The 16908-nt window shown below is 34.4% G+C and carries 11 protein-coding genes and 1 tRNA gene; 7 read left to right on the top strand and 5 right to left on the bottom strand.

Annotation, left to right across the window (positions count from 1 at the left end; all coding sequences use genetic code 11):
• Positions 1 to 811 precede the first annotated feature (811 nt).
• The 6 genes from DRF60_RS07940 (at position 812) to DRF60_RS07905 (ending at position 13265) form a co-directional block, all read left to right on the top strand.
• Positions 812 to 2134 (top strand): T9SS type A sorting domain-containing protein, encoded by a 1323-nt coding sequence (locus DRF60_RS07940; RefSeq protein ID WP_157967944.1) that lies wholly within the window; start codon positions 812 to 814, stop codon positions 2132 to 2134.
• 414 nt (positions 2135 to 2548) lie between these two features.
• Positions 2549 to 4171, top strand: a complete 1623-nt coding sequence (locus DRF60_RS07935) for an AraC family transcriptional regulator (protein ID WP_157967943.1) — start codon at positions 2549 to 2551, stop codon at positions 4169 to 4171.
• Between the two features lie 1276 nt (positions 4172 to 5447).
• Complete coding sequence (locus tag DRF60_RS07925; RefSeq protein WP_116011556.1) at positions 5448 to 6434, top strand: hypothetical protein; 987 nt, start codon at positions 5448 to 5450, stop codon at positions 6432 to 6434.
• Positions 6435 to 7142: 708 nt separating this feature from the next.
• The gene (locus DRF60_RS07920) at positions 7143 to 9017 is read left to right on the top strand and encodes an autotransporter outer membrane beta-barrel domain-containing protein (protein ID WP_116011555.1); all 1875 of its coding nucleotides are present in this window, start codon (positions 7143 to 7145) and stop codon (positions 9015 to 9017) included.
• Positions 9018 to 9700: 683 nt separating this feature from the next.
• A complete protein-coding gene (locus DRF60_RS07910; protein ID WP_116011553.1) occupies positions 9701 to 11197 on the top strand; it encodes a hypothetical protein in 1497 nt (498 codons plus the stop codon).
• Between the two features lie 568 nt (positions 11198 to 11765).
• Positions 11766 to 13265 (top strand): tetratricopeptide repeat protein, encoded by a 1500-nt coding sequence (locus DRF60_RS07905; protein ID WP_157967942.1) that lies wholly within the window; start codon positions 11766 to 11768, stop codon positions 13263 to 13265.
• Here the strand turns inward: DRF60_RS07905 and DRF60_RS21105 are convergent.
• Entirely contained in the window at positions 13262 to 13429 is a 168-nt protein-coding gene (locus tag DRF60_RS21105; protein ID WP_157967941.1) for a hypothetical protein, read from the bottom strand. The genes DRF60_RS07905 and DRF60_RS21105 overlap by 4 nt on opposite strands.
• A 68-nt stretch (positions 13430 to 13497) precedes the next feature.
• Between DRF60_RS21105 and DRF60_RS20995 the strand changes: the two genes are divergently transcribed.
• The gene (locus DRF60_RS20995) at positions 13498 to 13731 is read left to right on the top strand and encodes a hypothetical protein (RefSeq protein WP_123902657.1); all 234 of its coding nucleotides are present in this window, start codon (positions 13498 to 13500) and stop codon (positions 13729 to 13731) included.
• A gap of 427 nt (positions 13732 to 14158) precedes the next feature.
• Here the strand turns inward: DRF60_RS20995 and DRF60_RS07895 are convergent.
• The 4 genes from DRF60_RS07895 to holA form a co-directional block, all read right to left on the bottom strand.
• Positions 14159 to 14243 (bottom strand) — tRNA-Ser (locus DRF60_RS07895).
• 127 nt (positions 14244 to 14370) lie between these two features.
• Positions 14371 to 14598, bottom strand: a complete 228-nt coding sequence (locus DRF60_RS07890) for a glyceraldehyde-3-phosphate dehydrogenase (RefSeq protein ID WP_116011551.1) — start codon at positions 14596 to 14598, stop codon at positions 14371 to 14373.
• 154 nt (positions 14599 to 14752) lie between these two features.
• Positions 14753 to 15694 carry a thioredoxin-disulfide reductase gene (gene trxB, locus DRF60_RS07885; RefSeq protein ID WP_116011550.1) on the bottom strand — a complete coding sequence of 314 codons (942 nt, stop codon included), beginning with the start codon at positions 15692 to 15694 and terminating at the stop codon, positions 14753 to 14755.
• Positions 15695 to 15863: 169 nt separating this feature from the next.
• A complete protein-coding gene (holA, locus tag DRF60_RS07880) occupies positions 15864 to 16901 on the bottom strand; it encodes a DNA polymerase III subunit delta (RefSeq protein ID WP_116011549.1) in 1038 nt (345 codons plus the stop codon).
• Positions 16902 to 16908: the final 7 nt, after the last annotated feature.

The raw sequence follows: 16908 nt of genomic DNA, 5'->3' as shown, positions 1-16908 counted from the left end.
TTTTTGAAAAAACCATCTTTCAGAATAGAGAATTAGCAATTGATCTCGTTTCAAAGCTTCCAGTAAAATTTGATTGAAATTTGGTCTGCAAGAAAATAACCAATAGGTCTCCTGACTCCATTTTTGCGATAAGCAGCATGACTTAAATTAGAACCATCAGCAACAGTAAAAGGCATACTTCCTGCTATATTTTCTACATTATTAGTCGCTTTGTTGCTTCAGCCACGAGTTCTATAGCTGTGCTTGAATTTGTAGTGTAGCAATAATACCTCGGGAATGTACAGGATTTCCATTCTTGTTGTGGTCATAAAGACATGTTCCCCACCCAGTAAGAAGCCTTGGATTGACCTAAGCATTCAGGTTGCTTAAAAACAAGCAGACTGAAAGTAAATAAATTTTTTATCATTAGTTAATAGTTAATTCAAAATTGTGCAATTTATTTCATCGATGAAAATTTTATATGTGAGAAATTCAGAAATTATTTTCAAAATTGAATAAATTGGTAAAAGTGATAGGTAATGAATAATGTGATTTTAAGTAACAACTAGATAAACAAAATATACACATCTATGCGACTCTTTTAGCTTTGTTTCGTGAAAAAACTATATTAAAATTTACAATGAAGCTAGAGACTCTTTGCGATGGCAAGGAAAAGAGAAACAGAAATATTATAATGTATGATTTATAAATCATAACTATCATGATAAGTTTTCATCTAGGAGCTCACAACAGATTAAGTATTGATTAATTCAATTAATTATCAGAACTTTGAAATAAAATTAATATTCTACCTATGAAAAAAAATAATTTCTTGGTATTTGTCGTATTAAGCATTATATCTAATTTTTTAACCGCACAGGAATACCGTAAACTTGCTGTTAATAATTCAGCTTTTCAGGACGTAAATGATAACGGGGTTGCTGTTTCATTCGGACTTATTTATAATTGGTCAACTAATACTTATGTAGTAAAAGAGCCTATAGTTTATCGATTGAGAGGTACTAATAATAATGGAGACTTTATAGGAAGTATAACAAGCGGAGGCTTTAGATTACCTGCCTATAAATTAAATGGCAGCACTACATGGACTACTATTCCATTTCCGGCAAATACAACCACTACCTCCACATTTCCGGAAAGTGTTCCTTACCAAATATCTGACAATGGCAGATATATTGCCGGACAAATGGGAGTCTTCGACCAAATTGCTAATAGTAATTATGTAATTCCCTTTGTTCATGATATACAAACAGGTATCACAACCAGGGCCAGCAACAATGATTTTGTAAATGGTACTTTTTATACCGTTAATAATACAGGTAAAGTTGCGGGATGGGTAGATATTCCAACACCGTCAACCAGACGTGTACCAACATTGTTTAGTGAAACGGGCGTTTTTAAATATATTACAAAAAATGGTAATTTGCCGGTATCTACCAGTAGCGAAGTTCGGGCCATAAACGAAAGCGGTGTGGCAGTGGGTACTTTTGATAATCTCCCTTTCATATATGATCCTGCTTCAGATTCTTACACCGAATTTGCAAACCCCGATCCGTCTATATACGCCGGAGGATCGTTTGGAGGAATATCAAATGACGGAACAGTAGTGGGAATGTGGTATAAACCAGCCAATACGAATAGATATACAATAATATACAATCCTGCATTAGGCACAGTTCCCATAGATTTCAAAACCTATCTTACAAATTTGGGAGTCACGGTTAATTCAACCTTAGATTCTATGGGAGCAGCTTACGCAATTTCTCCAAATGGTAAATACATAGCCGGGTTTGAAGATGGCCCGGCAATAGTTGCATATGGCTGGATCGTCTATCTTCCAACCTTGGTTTTGGCTAATAATGAGATCAAAAGTGAGTCCGCTGTGCAATTTTACCCTAATCCCGTCATTGATGATATCCATATTTCATTAAAAACATCAAAAACCGGAACTGCTAACATGCAACTGTACGCTATGGACGGGAAATTATTAAAGGCTGAAAATATAACTTTAAACAAAGGCAGTAACAAGTTCACATTCAATATTAGCAATTCAGTGAAAGGTACGAAGAACGCAATTGTTGTAATTATTACCCCGGAAGGTAACAGAATCACAAAAAAAATAATGTTGAAATAAGCAAATGAATGTACTTGATGTACGCCATTCTTTTGTTTAAAGTTTATTTATTAGTTTACTTATAAATACAATTCAGTACACCAAATTATAACACCTAGATTTTTTAGACCGTAAAATAGAACAAGTTAACTATATGGTCAACTTGTTCTATTAAAATTGTTTTTATTAGGAAATTATTTTAAGTGATTTTAAAAAGAGTATTATCACTAAATCTGACCTGTAATCTGACTATTGCCACCAGTTCCAAATTGGAGTACGGAAAAGATGGTTCTATTAATCTTATTTGAATTTAGAATTATATTATACCAACGATAACAATTTCTATCGAATCAAGGGACTAGTGGAATTTGTTTATAATTATTATTTTTAGATATGAAGAAAAATTACAACCTTTTAACAAATTATAATTCTTTTTTGAAAAACATTATCATTATTTTCTTTTCTGTTCTGTCTCAATTTTTATATGCTCAAATAGACGAAAAGCGGCAACAAGAGATTCAGAATTTATGGAATAATTCTGATAAGTATATACTTAGGGATGCTGTAAGCTCAATGAGATATGCCAAGCAGGCTTCCATACTCTCTGAAAGATATGGAGATTCCTTTAATAAGGCAAAATCCTACCTGATACTAGGCAAGTGCCTTCTTTCGATTGATATGCACAGTGAAAGTTTATTTTATTTGGACAAGGGACTCAAAGAACCGGCAACTGCTGACCATCATGTTTTAAAAGTTCTTTTTAAAGAATTTAAAGGCGACAATTATGGGAAAATGGGCTTACCTGAACAAGAATTCAATGAATATTCTGATATTTTATCTTTTGTTCCTAAAGATGAAAAAAATCATGAATATCAGAGAATGCTATCCCGTACCTATGCAAGAATGTCTGCCAACCTTGGCGGAAGGAAGCAATATGATAAAGCTGATAAATACATTAATAAGGCAATAAAAATACAAGAAAAGTTTTCAGATTCTGAAGGGGAAATATATAATATTTACATGATAAAAGGAGATATATGCCTTAAAAGAAAAGTGTATGATTCTGCTTATTATTTTTTTAATAAAAGTTATAATCTAGTCAGAAAAGATCTGGAATATCAATATATGAGTTTGAAATCATTTGGAGATTATTATAGAGCGATTGGAAATAAATCTAAGGCAATTTCATTTTATCAACAAGCTCTGGATGATATAATAAAATTCAAAATAGATAATGTCTCAAATAAGGCGGAGCTCTACAAAAATCTGTCCCAGCTCTCAGGGGAAACTGGTAATGATCTCAGGAAAAATTATTATTCAGAACTTTATCAAAAAGAGTATGAAAAACTGCAAAATAAAAATAATAAAGATATTCAGTTTGCTGTTAAATCCATATTGAATCAGGAAAAACAGGAGAAAAAATTGTTAGAAAAACAAAATTCCACTACGGTGCTTTCTATTCTGGGAGTTTTCTCTGTACTTTCAGCGATTTTTTATTTTCAGTTTATTAAAATGCGTCGGAAGAAAAAAGAATTAAAGATAAGGTTTGAAGAAATTGTAAATGAATTGGAAGAAAGAAAAAAAAGACAGGAAGAAAATAATTTGGGGAATGCTGGTCATTCATTATCAGGAAAAGGTGAAGATTTTAAAATCTCCATTAAGACAAACACAAAGTTAATTTCTAATGAAACTGAGAAAGACCTTCTGTCTAAATTAATGAGTTTTGAAAATGGAACAGCGTATACCGAAAAAGGCTTTACACAATCCAATCTTGCGACAATCCTTGAAACCAACACAAAGTATCTTAATTATATACTAAAAATTCATCGCAACAAAAGTTTTAATGACTATATAAACGGACTTAAAATAAATTTTATTGTAGATAAGATTTATAACCATCCGGAGCATTTGAATTATAAAATCAGCTATTTATCAGAAATATCAGGATTCTCATCTCAAAGTCGTTTTACACATATCTTCAAACAGGAACAAGGTATGTCCCCATCAGAATTTATAACCCAACTTTCACAAAAACAAAACAAGAATACAACTAAATGATTACCAACAATATAAAAAATAAATTTTGTTGTTTTCCGGAATTCTGCCAATGAAAATTTAGGATTCGATATTGCTCGCAGATATCTTTGTATAGAATTAAAATCATATTAGAATGATTATTTAGGTCTGGAGTTTTATTACAGTAAAACAAGCTACAATCATCTAATCTTAGCGTATTATGAACAAACAGAAGTTTACCTATACGATTTATAACGGCGTGATCTCAATGAATTTCAGCTAAGAATTCAAATTTAAGGATCGTCACGATATGGATATATTCAACTGCAATATAAAGCTCTGGGAATTTATGTACTTAAACTTGTATTTGAAAAAAGTATTTAAATATTAAAACACAATGTCATTATAAATAAGTAGATAGGAATATAAAAATCCTGATCGAAAAAATTACAGAAAATGGGACAGAGCTGTCCCGATCTGTAATTTGTCACAATAAAAACTGAAGCAAAATAAAACGTTTAAGTACAAATTCTGTTTGTTTACTTTGCCATCTTGTACGTTTCAATATTGAATTTTCATAACAAAGATTCTAAACCAAAATAACCAACTATTTAAAGTGATCATCTTAGGATTTATATTTTGATAGATTTTTACAATAGAAACAATTTTGTCACCTCAATAACAACCTCTACAAAAAATGGATCAGGAAGAGTTCTTCTATTCATTGCTAAAATTTTGGATCTCACAATTCAAAGTGAAAGAATGTAGAAAAAGCATATTCTTGCAAGGTAAAAAGCATAATGCTCTAGAATCAATTTTTGATCTTTTCAAGTCCTGGAATAAAGCATTAGATTTAAATACTTTTTTTAACAATGTTAGAAAATACTTGGAAATAAAACTGCTTCTCATTTAATCACATTGATATATGAGGTCTTTTAGCAAATTCAAATCCCCACTCATCCACAAAACATATAAAGCCCTATATATCAAAATATTAATTAAAAACAGTAATACTTAAGTAGTGCTTTTTTTGTAGCTAGACAGATAAATCTCAGTAATTTGTATCCAGATTATTTAGATGGAAAATCGAAAGTCAGTCAGATAGTATTAAGAATTTTTTTATTTATTCTGTCCTTAACTGGATCAACTACCATTTTAGATCTTTCTTAGAATAAATACTGAAGTAATACCATGATTTATATGAATTGTGATTTCTCTATATCGTCATCCATATAAGTTAATTATTCAGAGTAATAACCCAAACAATTACAACTAGAAAATTTAAGATAATAATTAAAATATACTAAATAGAAAAACAATGAGAAAAACAATTATTTTTACATTTACGCTACTTTCATCTATTGTATTTGCTCAAGTAGGCATCAATACAGAAAATCCAAAACAGGTATTTCATGTCGATGGAAACAAAGACAATCCAACTACAGGAATGCCTAATTCAACCCAGCAAATTAATGATGTGGTGATTACTAGTAATGGACAAATAGGAGTAGGAACTGTAACTCCTGTTGCAAAATTGGATGTCGCAGGAAACATTTCTGTGAACACAAACTTGACTGGAAGTGCTTCATCCATTAACTTCTACGAAGATTCCTCAAATGGTACAAACTCGGTATCTTTGAAAGCCCCCTCCAATTTGAGTACCGACCGTTCAATTATCTTGCCTTCCAATGCGCCTTCAAACGGTTATGTATTAAAAACTAATGATTTAGGAGCAACAGAATGGGGACCGGTCAATCCTGCTTCTGCAACATTGGCATCAATCTCTTTAAGCAACGCATCATCAGGTATCACTTTTATAAACAATGGGGGAATAAGCGGAACAGCAGTAAATCAAAGATTTTTTCAAAAATTTGATAACACAGTTACCGACCCTAATAACAGATTTGAAGTCAGCACAGGTACCTATACGGTATCTCAGTCAGGCATCTACCTCATAACCGCCTACATTATGCCAAATGCAGCACCCGACAGGAATGAGACGGGATTTTATTATCCTGTAAACCTTGAAATCAGAAAGAACTGTGGAGGAAACCCTTCAGGAGGCACCAATATAATGGACAATGCAACAATCAGATGGGCAACACCAGGACAAGCAATCCTACGTTATTCCGTGGTAGTGACCGGCATGGTTACACTAACATCAGGTGATACATTAAATACAGTCATTTATCTGAACGGAACCAATGCCTTTGCATCAAGCAGTGCAGGCATATCTTATCCATCAAATTTTACATATGCGAATATTTCCGACTTTAAAGCTTTATTTAGTGTTACAGCTCTGTAAGATCACTATAAAAAAAATACCATGTGCAACGGTTTCAGGTTGAAATAGTAGTGAGATCAATAAAAATGGAAAGGTCCGGAAAAAGTGTATTTTAACCTTATCACTTAAACTCCGGGCTTCCATTTTCTACAACAGTAGAAATATGGTTGCGATGTAGATATTTTTTAATACTCAAAAAAGCGGTATTTAAGTGTCTGCTTTTTTTAAGAAGAAAAGCCTTTCAAATTTTGATTGACGATTAATTTTTAGATGACCATCATCTAATCCAAAAGCTGTTAATTAACAACATCATTTTTTTCAGCAAAATGGCAGCTCTTATTTTAAATTACTTGGGAATCGCCCTATGCACACTATGACAACAATATTGAAAATCATATTTGGTATTCTTTGTAATGAATGTATATATCGTTTCATAGCTCAGGAAGAAGATAAAATGTTTATTTCTATTAGAAGTGCATCTTTAAATCAGACTACGACCTTTCTAAATTGAGAGAACAGCAAAAATTAAAAAATAAATAAATAGCTAAAAATCAATGTTTTAAATTTTAAGTTTTTGCATATTTCCAGAATTCTGCCAATGTAAGTTTAGGATAACACCTTTTAATCATCATAGTTTTGCAGTATTAAAGTCAAGAGTTAGACGAATTAGTTTCGTGATAAATTTCTGGACTGCATAAAATTGAATACTAATTTTAAAAATTTATTTTGATGAAAAAAATGCTTATCGTCTTAGCTTATGGAGTAAGTTTGATGATGTTCGGACAGGTAGGAATCAAGACAGAAACACCACATGCAAGTTCAGATCTAGAACTTGGCTCCAACAATAAAGCTCTATATCTAAATAGAGTGGAAAATCCTGAGAATAATATATCTTCTCCCCAAAATGGGATGATACTGTACGACACTACTAAGAAATGCGTACGTGCCTATCAGGCTGATGCTTGGTCCAACTGCCTTGGTCTTCCAGTTGAAAATGAGGGGACAGTTCTATCTTTGGAATGCAGTTCGGCTACTCATTCTGGAACTATTTACAATGGTACAGTATACAGTTCTGGAATAGAAACAAGTGTTCCATACTCAGGAGGAAATGGAGGATCATATTCTGCCATGGCAATCAATTCTACAGGAGTTACGGGATTGGTCGCAGGGTTACAGGCCGGAACTTTCAACAATGGTTCTGGAAATCTAGTCCTTCAGATTACAGGCACTCCATCAGGAGCTGGCAATGCATTATTTACTCTCAATATAGGAGGTAGAAGTTGTAGTTTTACCCGTATTGTGGAGCCGTCTTCATCTACTATCGGGACGGTAACTTCCCTGGACTGCAATGCAAAGCTAAATCCAGCCAACTTGTTTGTGGGCGAAAATTACTCTGGCGTATTAAGAATCCCGTATACAGGTGGTAATGGGGGATCATATGATGCAGATACATTTACTGTAAAAGGACTTACATTCACACGCAGTGCAGGTAATTTTTCTGTAGGAAATGGCGAAATTATTTACAATGTCTCAGGGATTCCTGATTCAACAGGTAGTATAATAATCACCGAACTAATCATTGGCGGACAATCGTGTACATCATTGAATGTCGGTATGATAACAGGGCTTACTTTATATTGTGGCACAGGGGCATACCAACCGGTTTTAAACCCTGACAATCTGATAGCAGGCCAAACTTACACTGGAACTTATACCATAAAGTATTTTACAAATTCCGGAGGTTTTTATGATGGGACAGCCTATCCCGGGGAGAGCTTCACAGCCAACGGACTCACTTTTTCCCGTTCGGCAGGTACTTTTACAGGAGGATTAGTAACGGATATAGTTTATAGTGTAACCGGAACTCCAACCACTAGTGGAAATATGGACATCACCGTCAATTTAGCTGATAAAAATTGTACAAAACCTGTAACTGTAACAGCAACACCAACAGCTTGTATAAATAATGATTACATAATACATAACGGACAAAAATCAGTAAGGATTTGTGGACAAATATGGATGCAGCATAACCTAGGAGCGAATACCAACCTAGATCCCAATGCCAATCCTCAATCACAAGCTCTGATTGGTAATTACTATCAATATGGAAGAAATGCGGTAGTTGCTACTGGATATACTTCTCCAGGTCCTATAACAGGTTTTGATACTACCTGGCCTGTACCAGCAAATCCTACTCAAAGATGGAATACAGGTACAGAAACCTCACCTGTAAAAAATACAACTTATGATCCTTGTCCTTCCGGATTTCGTTTACCTACTTTAACGGAATTTCAGGAATTAGCTGCAAATACAACGCTGGAAGCCTATGGGAATGACTGGAGTGCAAATGATAATAATTATAATAATGCTACAATTTTCAAAAGTGGAAGTGTACAAGTTACTTTTCCTGCAGGAGGATTTAGAACAGTAAATGGTCCGGGAAATCTTCAAGGAAGAGGTCAAGGGGGGGCTTATTACACAAGCACTATAGGTAATGTAAAACCTTATAATACAAAACCTGCTTCTTTTGGTCAATCAGGTCTCGGGGGTGGAATGCAGGCTGGTAATAGAGCATTTAATGTAAAGTGTATTGCGCAATAACTATTAATAAATGCAATTACATAAAAGAATAGCAAAGCCCGGATATTATTATCTTAAAAACGGATCCATCCTATGAGCAATCCGGGCTTCCATTTTGCTCAGATAAAAACTAATAATTATCACAAAATTCATATTGGCACTTTAATTAGCCAAAAGGTTACAGAGCTCGGGATAGATTCATCCCGAGTTCTGTTTTTTTTAAGGTTAAGCAATGACAATTTCCAACACTTTGGATAACCAAACATTTCTAAAAAGAACTTTTCAGGATCTTTTAAAAGTTTCTTTGGATTCCTCAAAACAAGGCCTTCGTAATTTTTTCTTTGTGCTTAAGTTTTTTTTTCAAATAAGAATTTTCAAAGCAATTAGAACAATTGAAGTCCAATGGTATAACCTATTTGGAAAGTAAATCTTTTACCAAAAATAGATTTCTGTATATGTTTTGATATTTAAATACTCATAATCAATTGTTTAAAGAAATAAAGTAGTCGTTAAGTAGTTGTTTTTTTGTACTTGACTGAAGAAATTTGGTCATTTGCAGCCGGATTATTTCTGAAAAAAAATGCCAAAAAGATTCAAATAATTTTTCCATCAACAACATACTTGTTGGATAGATCATTATTCTTTGTCTTGGGGGCTATTTTAAAAAAAAGAACACAATAAAAACAACATAAATTTTTACACAAATGAAAAAATACGTTATTGCCTTATCTGCATTTACCTCTTCTTTGGTTTTCTCCCAAGTTGGTATAAATACAGAAAATCCACATGCCACATTAGACGTCAGCTCATCTGCCTCTGATCCTACCAAGACTGATGGTATTATTGCTCCAAGACTAACAGGAAATGAACTGAAAGCCAAAGACAGGCTTTATACGAGCCAACTGCAGGGAGCTATTATCTATGCAACATCCGCGGCAAATCCTACCACCATCAAAACCGTGAACGTCACTCAGGAAGGATACTATTATTTTGATGGAAATATCTGGATCAGATTCTCTTCCGAATCACCAGTCGGAAGTGGTGATGACATTAGCATCTATAAGGATAATGGCAGCCTGACAGGTAACCGTAATGCAAACCTGAACGGATTTAATCTGGCATTCACCGGAACGGGGAATTTCGGAATTGGAACTACCGCCAATCCTGTGGAAAAGTTGGAGGTTGTCGGAGATTCCCGTATAAAAGGTAAAGTTGTCATCGGGTCAAGTTCAACCAACAGTAAAAATGCGGCTTTGGCTGTACGTAACATAGATTCAACGGAACCTATAGTCCGATTTACGAATGTGAATGGCTTCAGACAATTTTCAGTTACGGATGCCGGGAATGTTGGAATTGGACTGGGAACAATTGAACCCACTGAAACACTGGATGCAAGCGGGAACGTAAGATTTAGAAATGTGCCTCTAGAGACAGCCATCGATACGACAGACAGAATAATGGTTTTGAGAAGTGACGGAACGGGTAAGAAGGTATCTTCCTCCACCCTTAGATCCGAGATTGACACCAACACAAATATCTACACCAACAACGGAAGTTTGTCCGGGGACAGGACTGTAACGTTAGGCGGAAATAATCTGAATTTTGCAGGAAACGGTTCAGTTGGCATTGGCGTGGCGACGCCCACACAAAAACTCGATATCGCCGGAACGGCACGTCTGAGGAATGTGCCCAATGGCAATGTAGATGACAATAAAATACTGGTAATAGACAATGACGGGATTGTCAAGAAAAGTTCACTTCCTCCAGCTAGTTCTTTTGTCTTGTATGATACTACAGGTAATACTGTTACTCATAGTACAGATAATACACACAGACCTTTGGCCTTTCAAGGAGAACCTGATAGAATCTACACCGACTACATTGAAAAATTGAATAATACCACTTACCGTGTGAAAAAGAGAGGCGTGTATACGGTTGATTTAGTTACAATTTTTGAAGATATTGCGATTGGAGATAATGGTACTGTAGGTTGCATCACAGCTCTAAAAACTGGAAATAAGTCATTAAACAGAATTGGAGATCGTTGGAATGGTGGTAGTGGGACAACTTCAATTACTCGAAGTGTGATTCTGGATTCAGGAGCTGAAATACGTGTATCAACTGCATGTTTGAAACCAGGAAATACAACTTATAAAACAAGTTCAGGGTCTACAATTTTTATAACCTATATGCCTTTGTGATATTACTTTTAAAGATTGGCATAAAAACGTTTGCAAGATTACGCTATGTGTTATGCTGATTTTATTCTTTCATTTATAAGTATTGTTTGAAAAAGAATTAAAGGCAAATACAACTTCAGGATTGTCTAATCTAAACAAATCCTTATGCTTGCGGATATGTTCTAAATTTCAATTGGTAAGAACTACTTGATGTACTAATTTTGGTCTGAAGCTGTCTTCTTAGACGGCTTCTTTTGATAGGCTAAAAATAAAATTATAATTGGAAGAAATCGAAATAAATAATAACATATTTTAGTTTCCACTGTATTTGCCAGTGCCCTGATTTTGGGTTATTGCAAATATTATTAACATTAGCCATAGTATAAATATATGAGAAAGTCTTCAATCTCAATATTTGTATTGCACCTTGTTGGTCGTACTAGTTATTTTTTAATAATACATTGTTTGCAAATAAAATGCTATATGATTGATATAAAAATCAATTAAGAACAAACAGTAGAAGGTAAAGCGAAATTTTAAAGAACTATATTTGCAACAAATGAATTTGAAAAAAAATCTCAGAATTGCTATGAAAGTACCTATCTTATTTTTATTCTTCTGTTTTTTTTCTGGACTTGTCTTTGCGCAAAAGAGTAATTCAGATTCCTACATTACTTATATTGATAAATATGATAGATCATACTACAAATATGAATATTTAAAAGCACTGGAATATGCTAAAAAAGCAAATCAATTGGCCGTCAGGGCTAATAACTCGAAACAGATAGCTAATTCCTATCAAAAATTAGCGACAACTTGCTTACGTCTAGGACTTTTCAACGAGAGTTTAATCTATGCTAACATGGCGTTAGATCAAGACTATATCAGGTCCGATCTTAAGATGCAATTAGATCTTCAAGAAATAGTTGGACTTGTATATTCTAACTTGAACCTTAAAGACCAGGCTATTAAAAGTTTTACGGAAATACTCAATACAATACCAAAAGAAACAAGAGATGTTGATTTAAAGAAACGACGGGCCGCGACATATTTTTACATTGGTACAAGCTTCGATTATGAGCCTGAATATGTTGATTCCATTGAGAAGTACATGAGAATATCGACAGGAATATATGAAGAATGTCCACAAAAAGATGTGTATGAAGACCTGTACTTTTCCTATTTGGCTATGGGGGGCAATTATCTTGAATTGAAAAATGATAAAGATTCCGCAAAATTCTACCTTCAAAAGGCATATGACATTATGCAAAAATATGATCCAGGTTACTTGATGATCGATTACAATATTCTTCAAGGACGCTATTATTTTCTCGCAAAAAATTATAAAATAGCCTTGATCTATTATATGATGGCGGTAAACGAATTAGAAAAACTACCTCATGACAAAGACAATAATATTAGCGTGGTTTATAAAAATATATCTGAAATTTATGATATTCTTGGAGACTATACCAAATCAAAAGAATATTTGGAAAAGTTTTCACAAGTAAGCATTAGAATTCTTGAAAAGAATAAAAAAAGTACTGAATATGCTTTAAAGCATATTTTGAATATAGAAAATAAAAAAAAGAATACAAAAATCAGAAATTATATATTTATTTTAGTTTTAATTGTTCTAGCTCTGTCAGTAGTTGCTCTAAATTATTATTTTAAAGAAAAAAAGAAAAATCATAAAGTATATAGAAAAACACAAGATGTATTAAATGAGAAAGAAAATATAATAATACTACAAGAAAAGGAAGCCATAGAATTAAAGCAAAAAGCCAATACGTCCTTCAATGAGATACTTGAGCTCGCAAAGGAAAATAATCCGCATTTTTTGAAAAGATTTCAGGAAGTTTATCCAGAATTTTACAATAAGATTTTAAAGATCAATCCAAATCTTAAGCCTTCGGAAATTTCCCTCTCCGCTTACATTTCTCTTGGTTTTTCAAATAAGGAGATAGCAGAATATACTTTTAAATCTATAAGAACAATCGAAAGTAATCGGTATAACCTACGCAAAAAATTAAATCTTTCAACAGAAATAGATTTCTTTGTATGGCTGAATTCAATGAAAGACCTCTAATTTAATACATTCTTCATTGAATGTTTTTCTATACTCTGAAGATCACCTCCTCCCCCCTTGCTGGAAATTTTCACTCCCGGGAGAAACTGATATTTCCGGTGATATGGTTCGCTTACCAGCAAAACATATCCCATTATGGGTAGGTCATACTTTATTCGTAACATACTTTACTCTTTCAAACCCATATTGGCGGATCATCAAATGATCCAAATTCCCCGCAAGAAGACAATCCTTGAATGAAAGGCAGGCAGATCTTGCAGAAATTTCCCAGCACAAGGAGTTTATATCAAAAGCAAGAAGATACTTACTTGCTGGAAAAATAGACTTTGGAGATTTTAGAGATACAAAAAAACATAATTTGATTATGTTTTTTTTAAATGATAGATTACAACATCTTACTAAAAAATTGAGTGCATTTAACTCTGAACACGCAGATGTATGGTCACATAAAAGGATTAATATTTAATCCTATAATACTATAAATTTCGCAGGGAAAAGGTTCATCACAAGCATGTTTACACCCGTGGAAATAAGTATATCCAAAGCAGGCTTTAAATCTATCCAAATAAATCCTGCTCTAAAAAAATAGTGCAAGATGGCACAGTCAAAAATAAAATTGACAAACCATTAAAAGAAGCACCAATGCTGCTGCTGAATCTTTCAATGCTAAAATTAAAAATTCAGGATGCAACTCAGAGGCGTGAAAGACAGAACATTTTTTCTCTTCAGATTAGCGAATCTTTTTGCTTAGCCCCCAACTTTTGCTCTTGATCCGAAAAAGGTCATATAAATCATGACCTTTTTTGATTTTTTTTGATACTAGCGCAAAAACAAAAAACGCTGTAAACATTGATGTTTACAGCGTTTTAGCTTATTTTTGGCCTCTGACCTTGCGGAGAGAGAGGGATTCGAACCCCCGGACCTGTTACAGTCAATAGTTTTCAAGACTATCGCAATCGACCACTCTGCCATCTCTCCTGAATAACGGCTATACCGTTGTTTTCAGTGGTGCAAATATAAAACGATTTTACAGTTCTGCAAAACTTTTCCGGAAGAAATTTTAACGAAACTTAATAATAGACTTAAAATCAGACAAATTATTTTTCTAGAACACCCTAACCTCTTCCCTGTCTACTATGGCAATAAAACTGTTTTTTATAAGATCTGATGGATACACAAACTGATCCCCATTTTCTCCCTTCACTACAATGGCCGCCTGTTCATCGTTCAGGCATTTGTCCAGTTGGCTTTGCATTTCATTCAATCTTCCATCCGGAATATCAATAGTGTAGGTTCCTGTGACGTGTTTTATTTTTATAATTTTGTTGTGCATATTATTTTTTTTGATTGGGATTTAAATTTAAGGATTTTACTTAAAGTAGCTAAGTGTTTAACGAGCTTTTGTAACTTTTGTGGTAAAAAAGAAGCCAAAATACAACAAAAAAAGCGCACCCACCGGGTACGCTTGTATGATAACAAACTGAATATTAATGTAATTCAGCAAGATATTTTTCTGCATCCATAGCCGCCATACATCCGCTTCCCGCAGCGGTGATTGCCTGCCTGTAGATATGATCCTGAACATCTCCTGCAGCAAAAACTCCCGGAAGATTCGTTCTTGTAGATCCTTTTTCAGTAAGGATATATCCGTTTTCATCAAGATCAATCTGTCCTGCGAAAATATCTGTATTCGGCTTGTGTCCAATGGCTATGAAGATACCTTCTACATCAACGGTAGAGATTTCCTTTGTTTGATTGTTGATGATCACAGCTCTTTCTACAAGGCTGTTTTCACCTTCAATACCAATCAGCTCATGATTGAATTTCACTTCAATATTCGGCGTGTTTTCTACTCTGTGGATCATTGCTTTAGAAGCTCTGAACACATCTTTTCTTACCAGCATCGTTACTTTTCTCGTAAGCTTTGCAAGATAAGTCGCTTCTTCTGCCGCTGTATCTCCTGCTCCTACTACTACCACGTCTTTTCCTCTGTAGAAGAATCCGTCGCACGTAGCACATGCAGAAACACCGCCACCTGCATATTTCTTCTCATCGTCAAGACCCAGATATTTTGCAGTAGCTCCTGTAGAGATAATCACTGTTTTAGCCAAAATCTCCTTATTTCCTGCATATAATTTGTGAACACCACCGTTTTCCTTAGAGAATTCAGCTTTGGTGATCATTTCATAGTGAACTTTAGTGTCGAATCTTTCTGCCTGCTTCTGCAGGTCCATCATCATTTCAGGTCCTGTAATCCCTGCCGGATATCCTGGAAAGTTATCCACCTCCGTAGTTGTTGTTAATTGTCCGCCCGGCTCCAAACCTGTATAAAGCTCAGGTTTTAAGTCTGCTCTTGCTGCATATATTGCCGCTGTGAAACCAGAAGGTCCGGATCCAACGATCACACAATCTAAAATATTTTGTTCCATAAATTTACTTTGTTCAAAAAGATTTTAATTCAGTCCGCTAATTTCGTAATTTTTAATGTTTTATTAAAGTATTTTTAATGATACTTGTCAATATCAAATATGTGAACTGTCGATGAATTGTTCGCTTATTCTCCAATCCTAAACTCTCTTACTCTCCCACTCCACTTCATTACACCTTCATCTTAATCTTATCCACATTGATAATCTTATACACCAGCTCCTTGATCAGTTCAGCTTCTCCCATATTAACTGCGCCAAGCCCCTTCCCTTTCATATCAAACTCCCTTAAAATAGAAATGACCCTTGTAGCATGTTTTAAAGGATATAATCTTGCACTTTCTGCATAATCTTTGATAAAATAAGGATTAACCCCCATCTGCGAAGCAATAACCTGTGGAGGCTGTCCCGTCATGGTCTGGTAAATGATCACATTGGAAAAGTAGCTGTACAGATTGGCCAACATCATGACAAATGGGTTGTTTTTTGGATTTTTACCCATAAAATGGGCAATCCTGAAAGCGGCATCAGCATTTTTGGTTCCTAAAGCTTTCTGAAGCTCAAAAACATTGTACTCTTTACTGATTCCGATATGATTTTCTACGATCGTTCCGTCCAGGATTTCGCCTTCTTTAAGGATGATCTTTAGCTTGTTCAGCTCGTTGGCAATTCTTGAAAGGTCGTTTCCGAGATATTCTGCAAGAAGGTGGGCAATATTCGGAGCCGTTTTGATTTTCAATTGTGTGCATTCGTCTGCGATCCATTTGGGAAGATTGGAATCTCTTACCGATTCGCTTAAGAAAAGTGCTTTTGCTTTGTCTAAAGCTTTTGTCGCCTTTTTCCTACTGTCCAATTTCTTATGCTTATGAGCAAAAACCAGCACGGTAGACGGTACGGGATTTTCAACATAGGTTTCCAGAACCCTGTTTTCCTCTTCATTAAACTTCAGATCCTGAGCTTCCTTGACGATGATCACCTGCTTGTCCCCCATCATCGGGAACTGTCTTGCCAGGGAAAGAATTTCCTGATAGGAAGTATCTTTTCCGTACACCACAGTCTGATTAAAAGCTTTTTCATCTTCCTCCAGAAAGTCATGTTCCAGCACTTTTACGGCAGCATCAATAAAGTAGGGTTCTTCTCCGTGGAAAAAATAAATAGGTAAAACTTCTTTATTTTTAATATTTTTGAGGATTAAATCTAATTCTTTCATCTTATTA

The sequence above is a fragment of the Chryseobacterium elymi genome (genome assembly GCF_003385495.1).
In the GTDB taxonomy this organism is placed as follows: domain Bacteria; phylum Bacteroidota; class Bacteroidia; order Flavobacteriales; family Weeksellaceae; genus Chryseobacterium; species Chryseobacterium elymi.
Note: the sequence above shows the minus strand (reverse complement) of the source record. Positions and strands in the feature narration are given on the sequence as shown.

What these genes read in the sequence shown, in the direction of transcription:
- DRF60_RS07925 (WP_116011556.1), top strand. Translation starts at nt 5,448, where the DNA reads ATGAGAAAAACAATTATTTTTACATTTACGCTACTTTCATCTATTGTA.
- DRF60_RS07920 (WP_116011555.1), top strand. Translation starts at nt 7,143, where the DNA reads ATGAAAAAAATGCTTATCGTCTTAGCTTATGGAGTAAGTTTGATGATG.
- DRF60_RS07910 (WP_116011553.1), top strand. Translation starts at nt 9,701, where the DNA reads ATGAAAAAATACGTTATTGCCTTATCTGCATTTACCTCTTCTTTGGTT.
- DRF60_RS07905 (WP_157967942.1), top strand. Translation starts at nt 11,766, where the DNA reads ATGAAAGTACCTATCTTATTTTTATTCTTCTGTTTTTTTTCTGGACTT.
- DRF60_RS21105 (WP_157967941.1), bottom strand. Translation starts at nt 13,429, where the DNA reads ATGTTACGAATAAAGTATGACCTACCCATAATGGGATATGTTTTGCTG.
- DRF60_RS07890 (WP_116011551.1), bottom strand. Translation starts at nt 14,598, where the DNA reads ATGCACAACAAAATTATAAAAATAAAACACGTCACAGGAACCTACACT.
- trxB (WP_116011550.1), bottom strand. Translation starts at nt 15,694, where the DNA reads ATGGAACAAAATATTTTAGATTGTGTGATCGTTGGATCCGGACCTTCT.
- holA (WP_116011549.1), bottom strand. Translation starts at nt 16,901, where the DNA reads ATGAAAGAATTAGATTTAATCCTCAAAAATATTAAAAATAAAGAAGTT.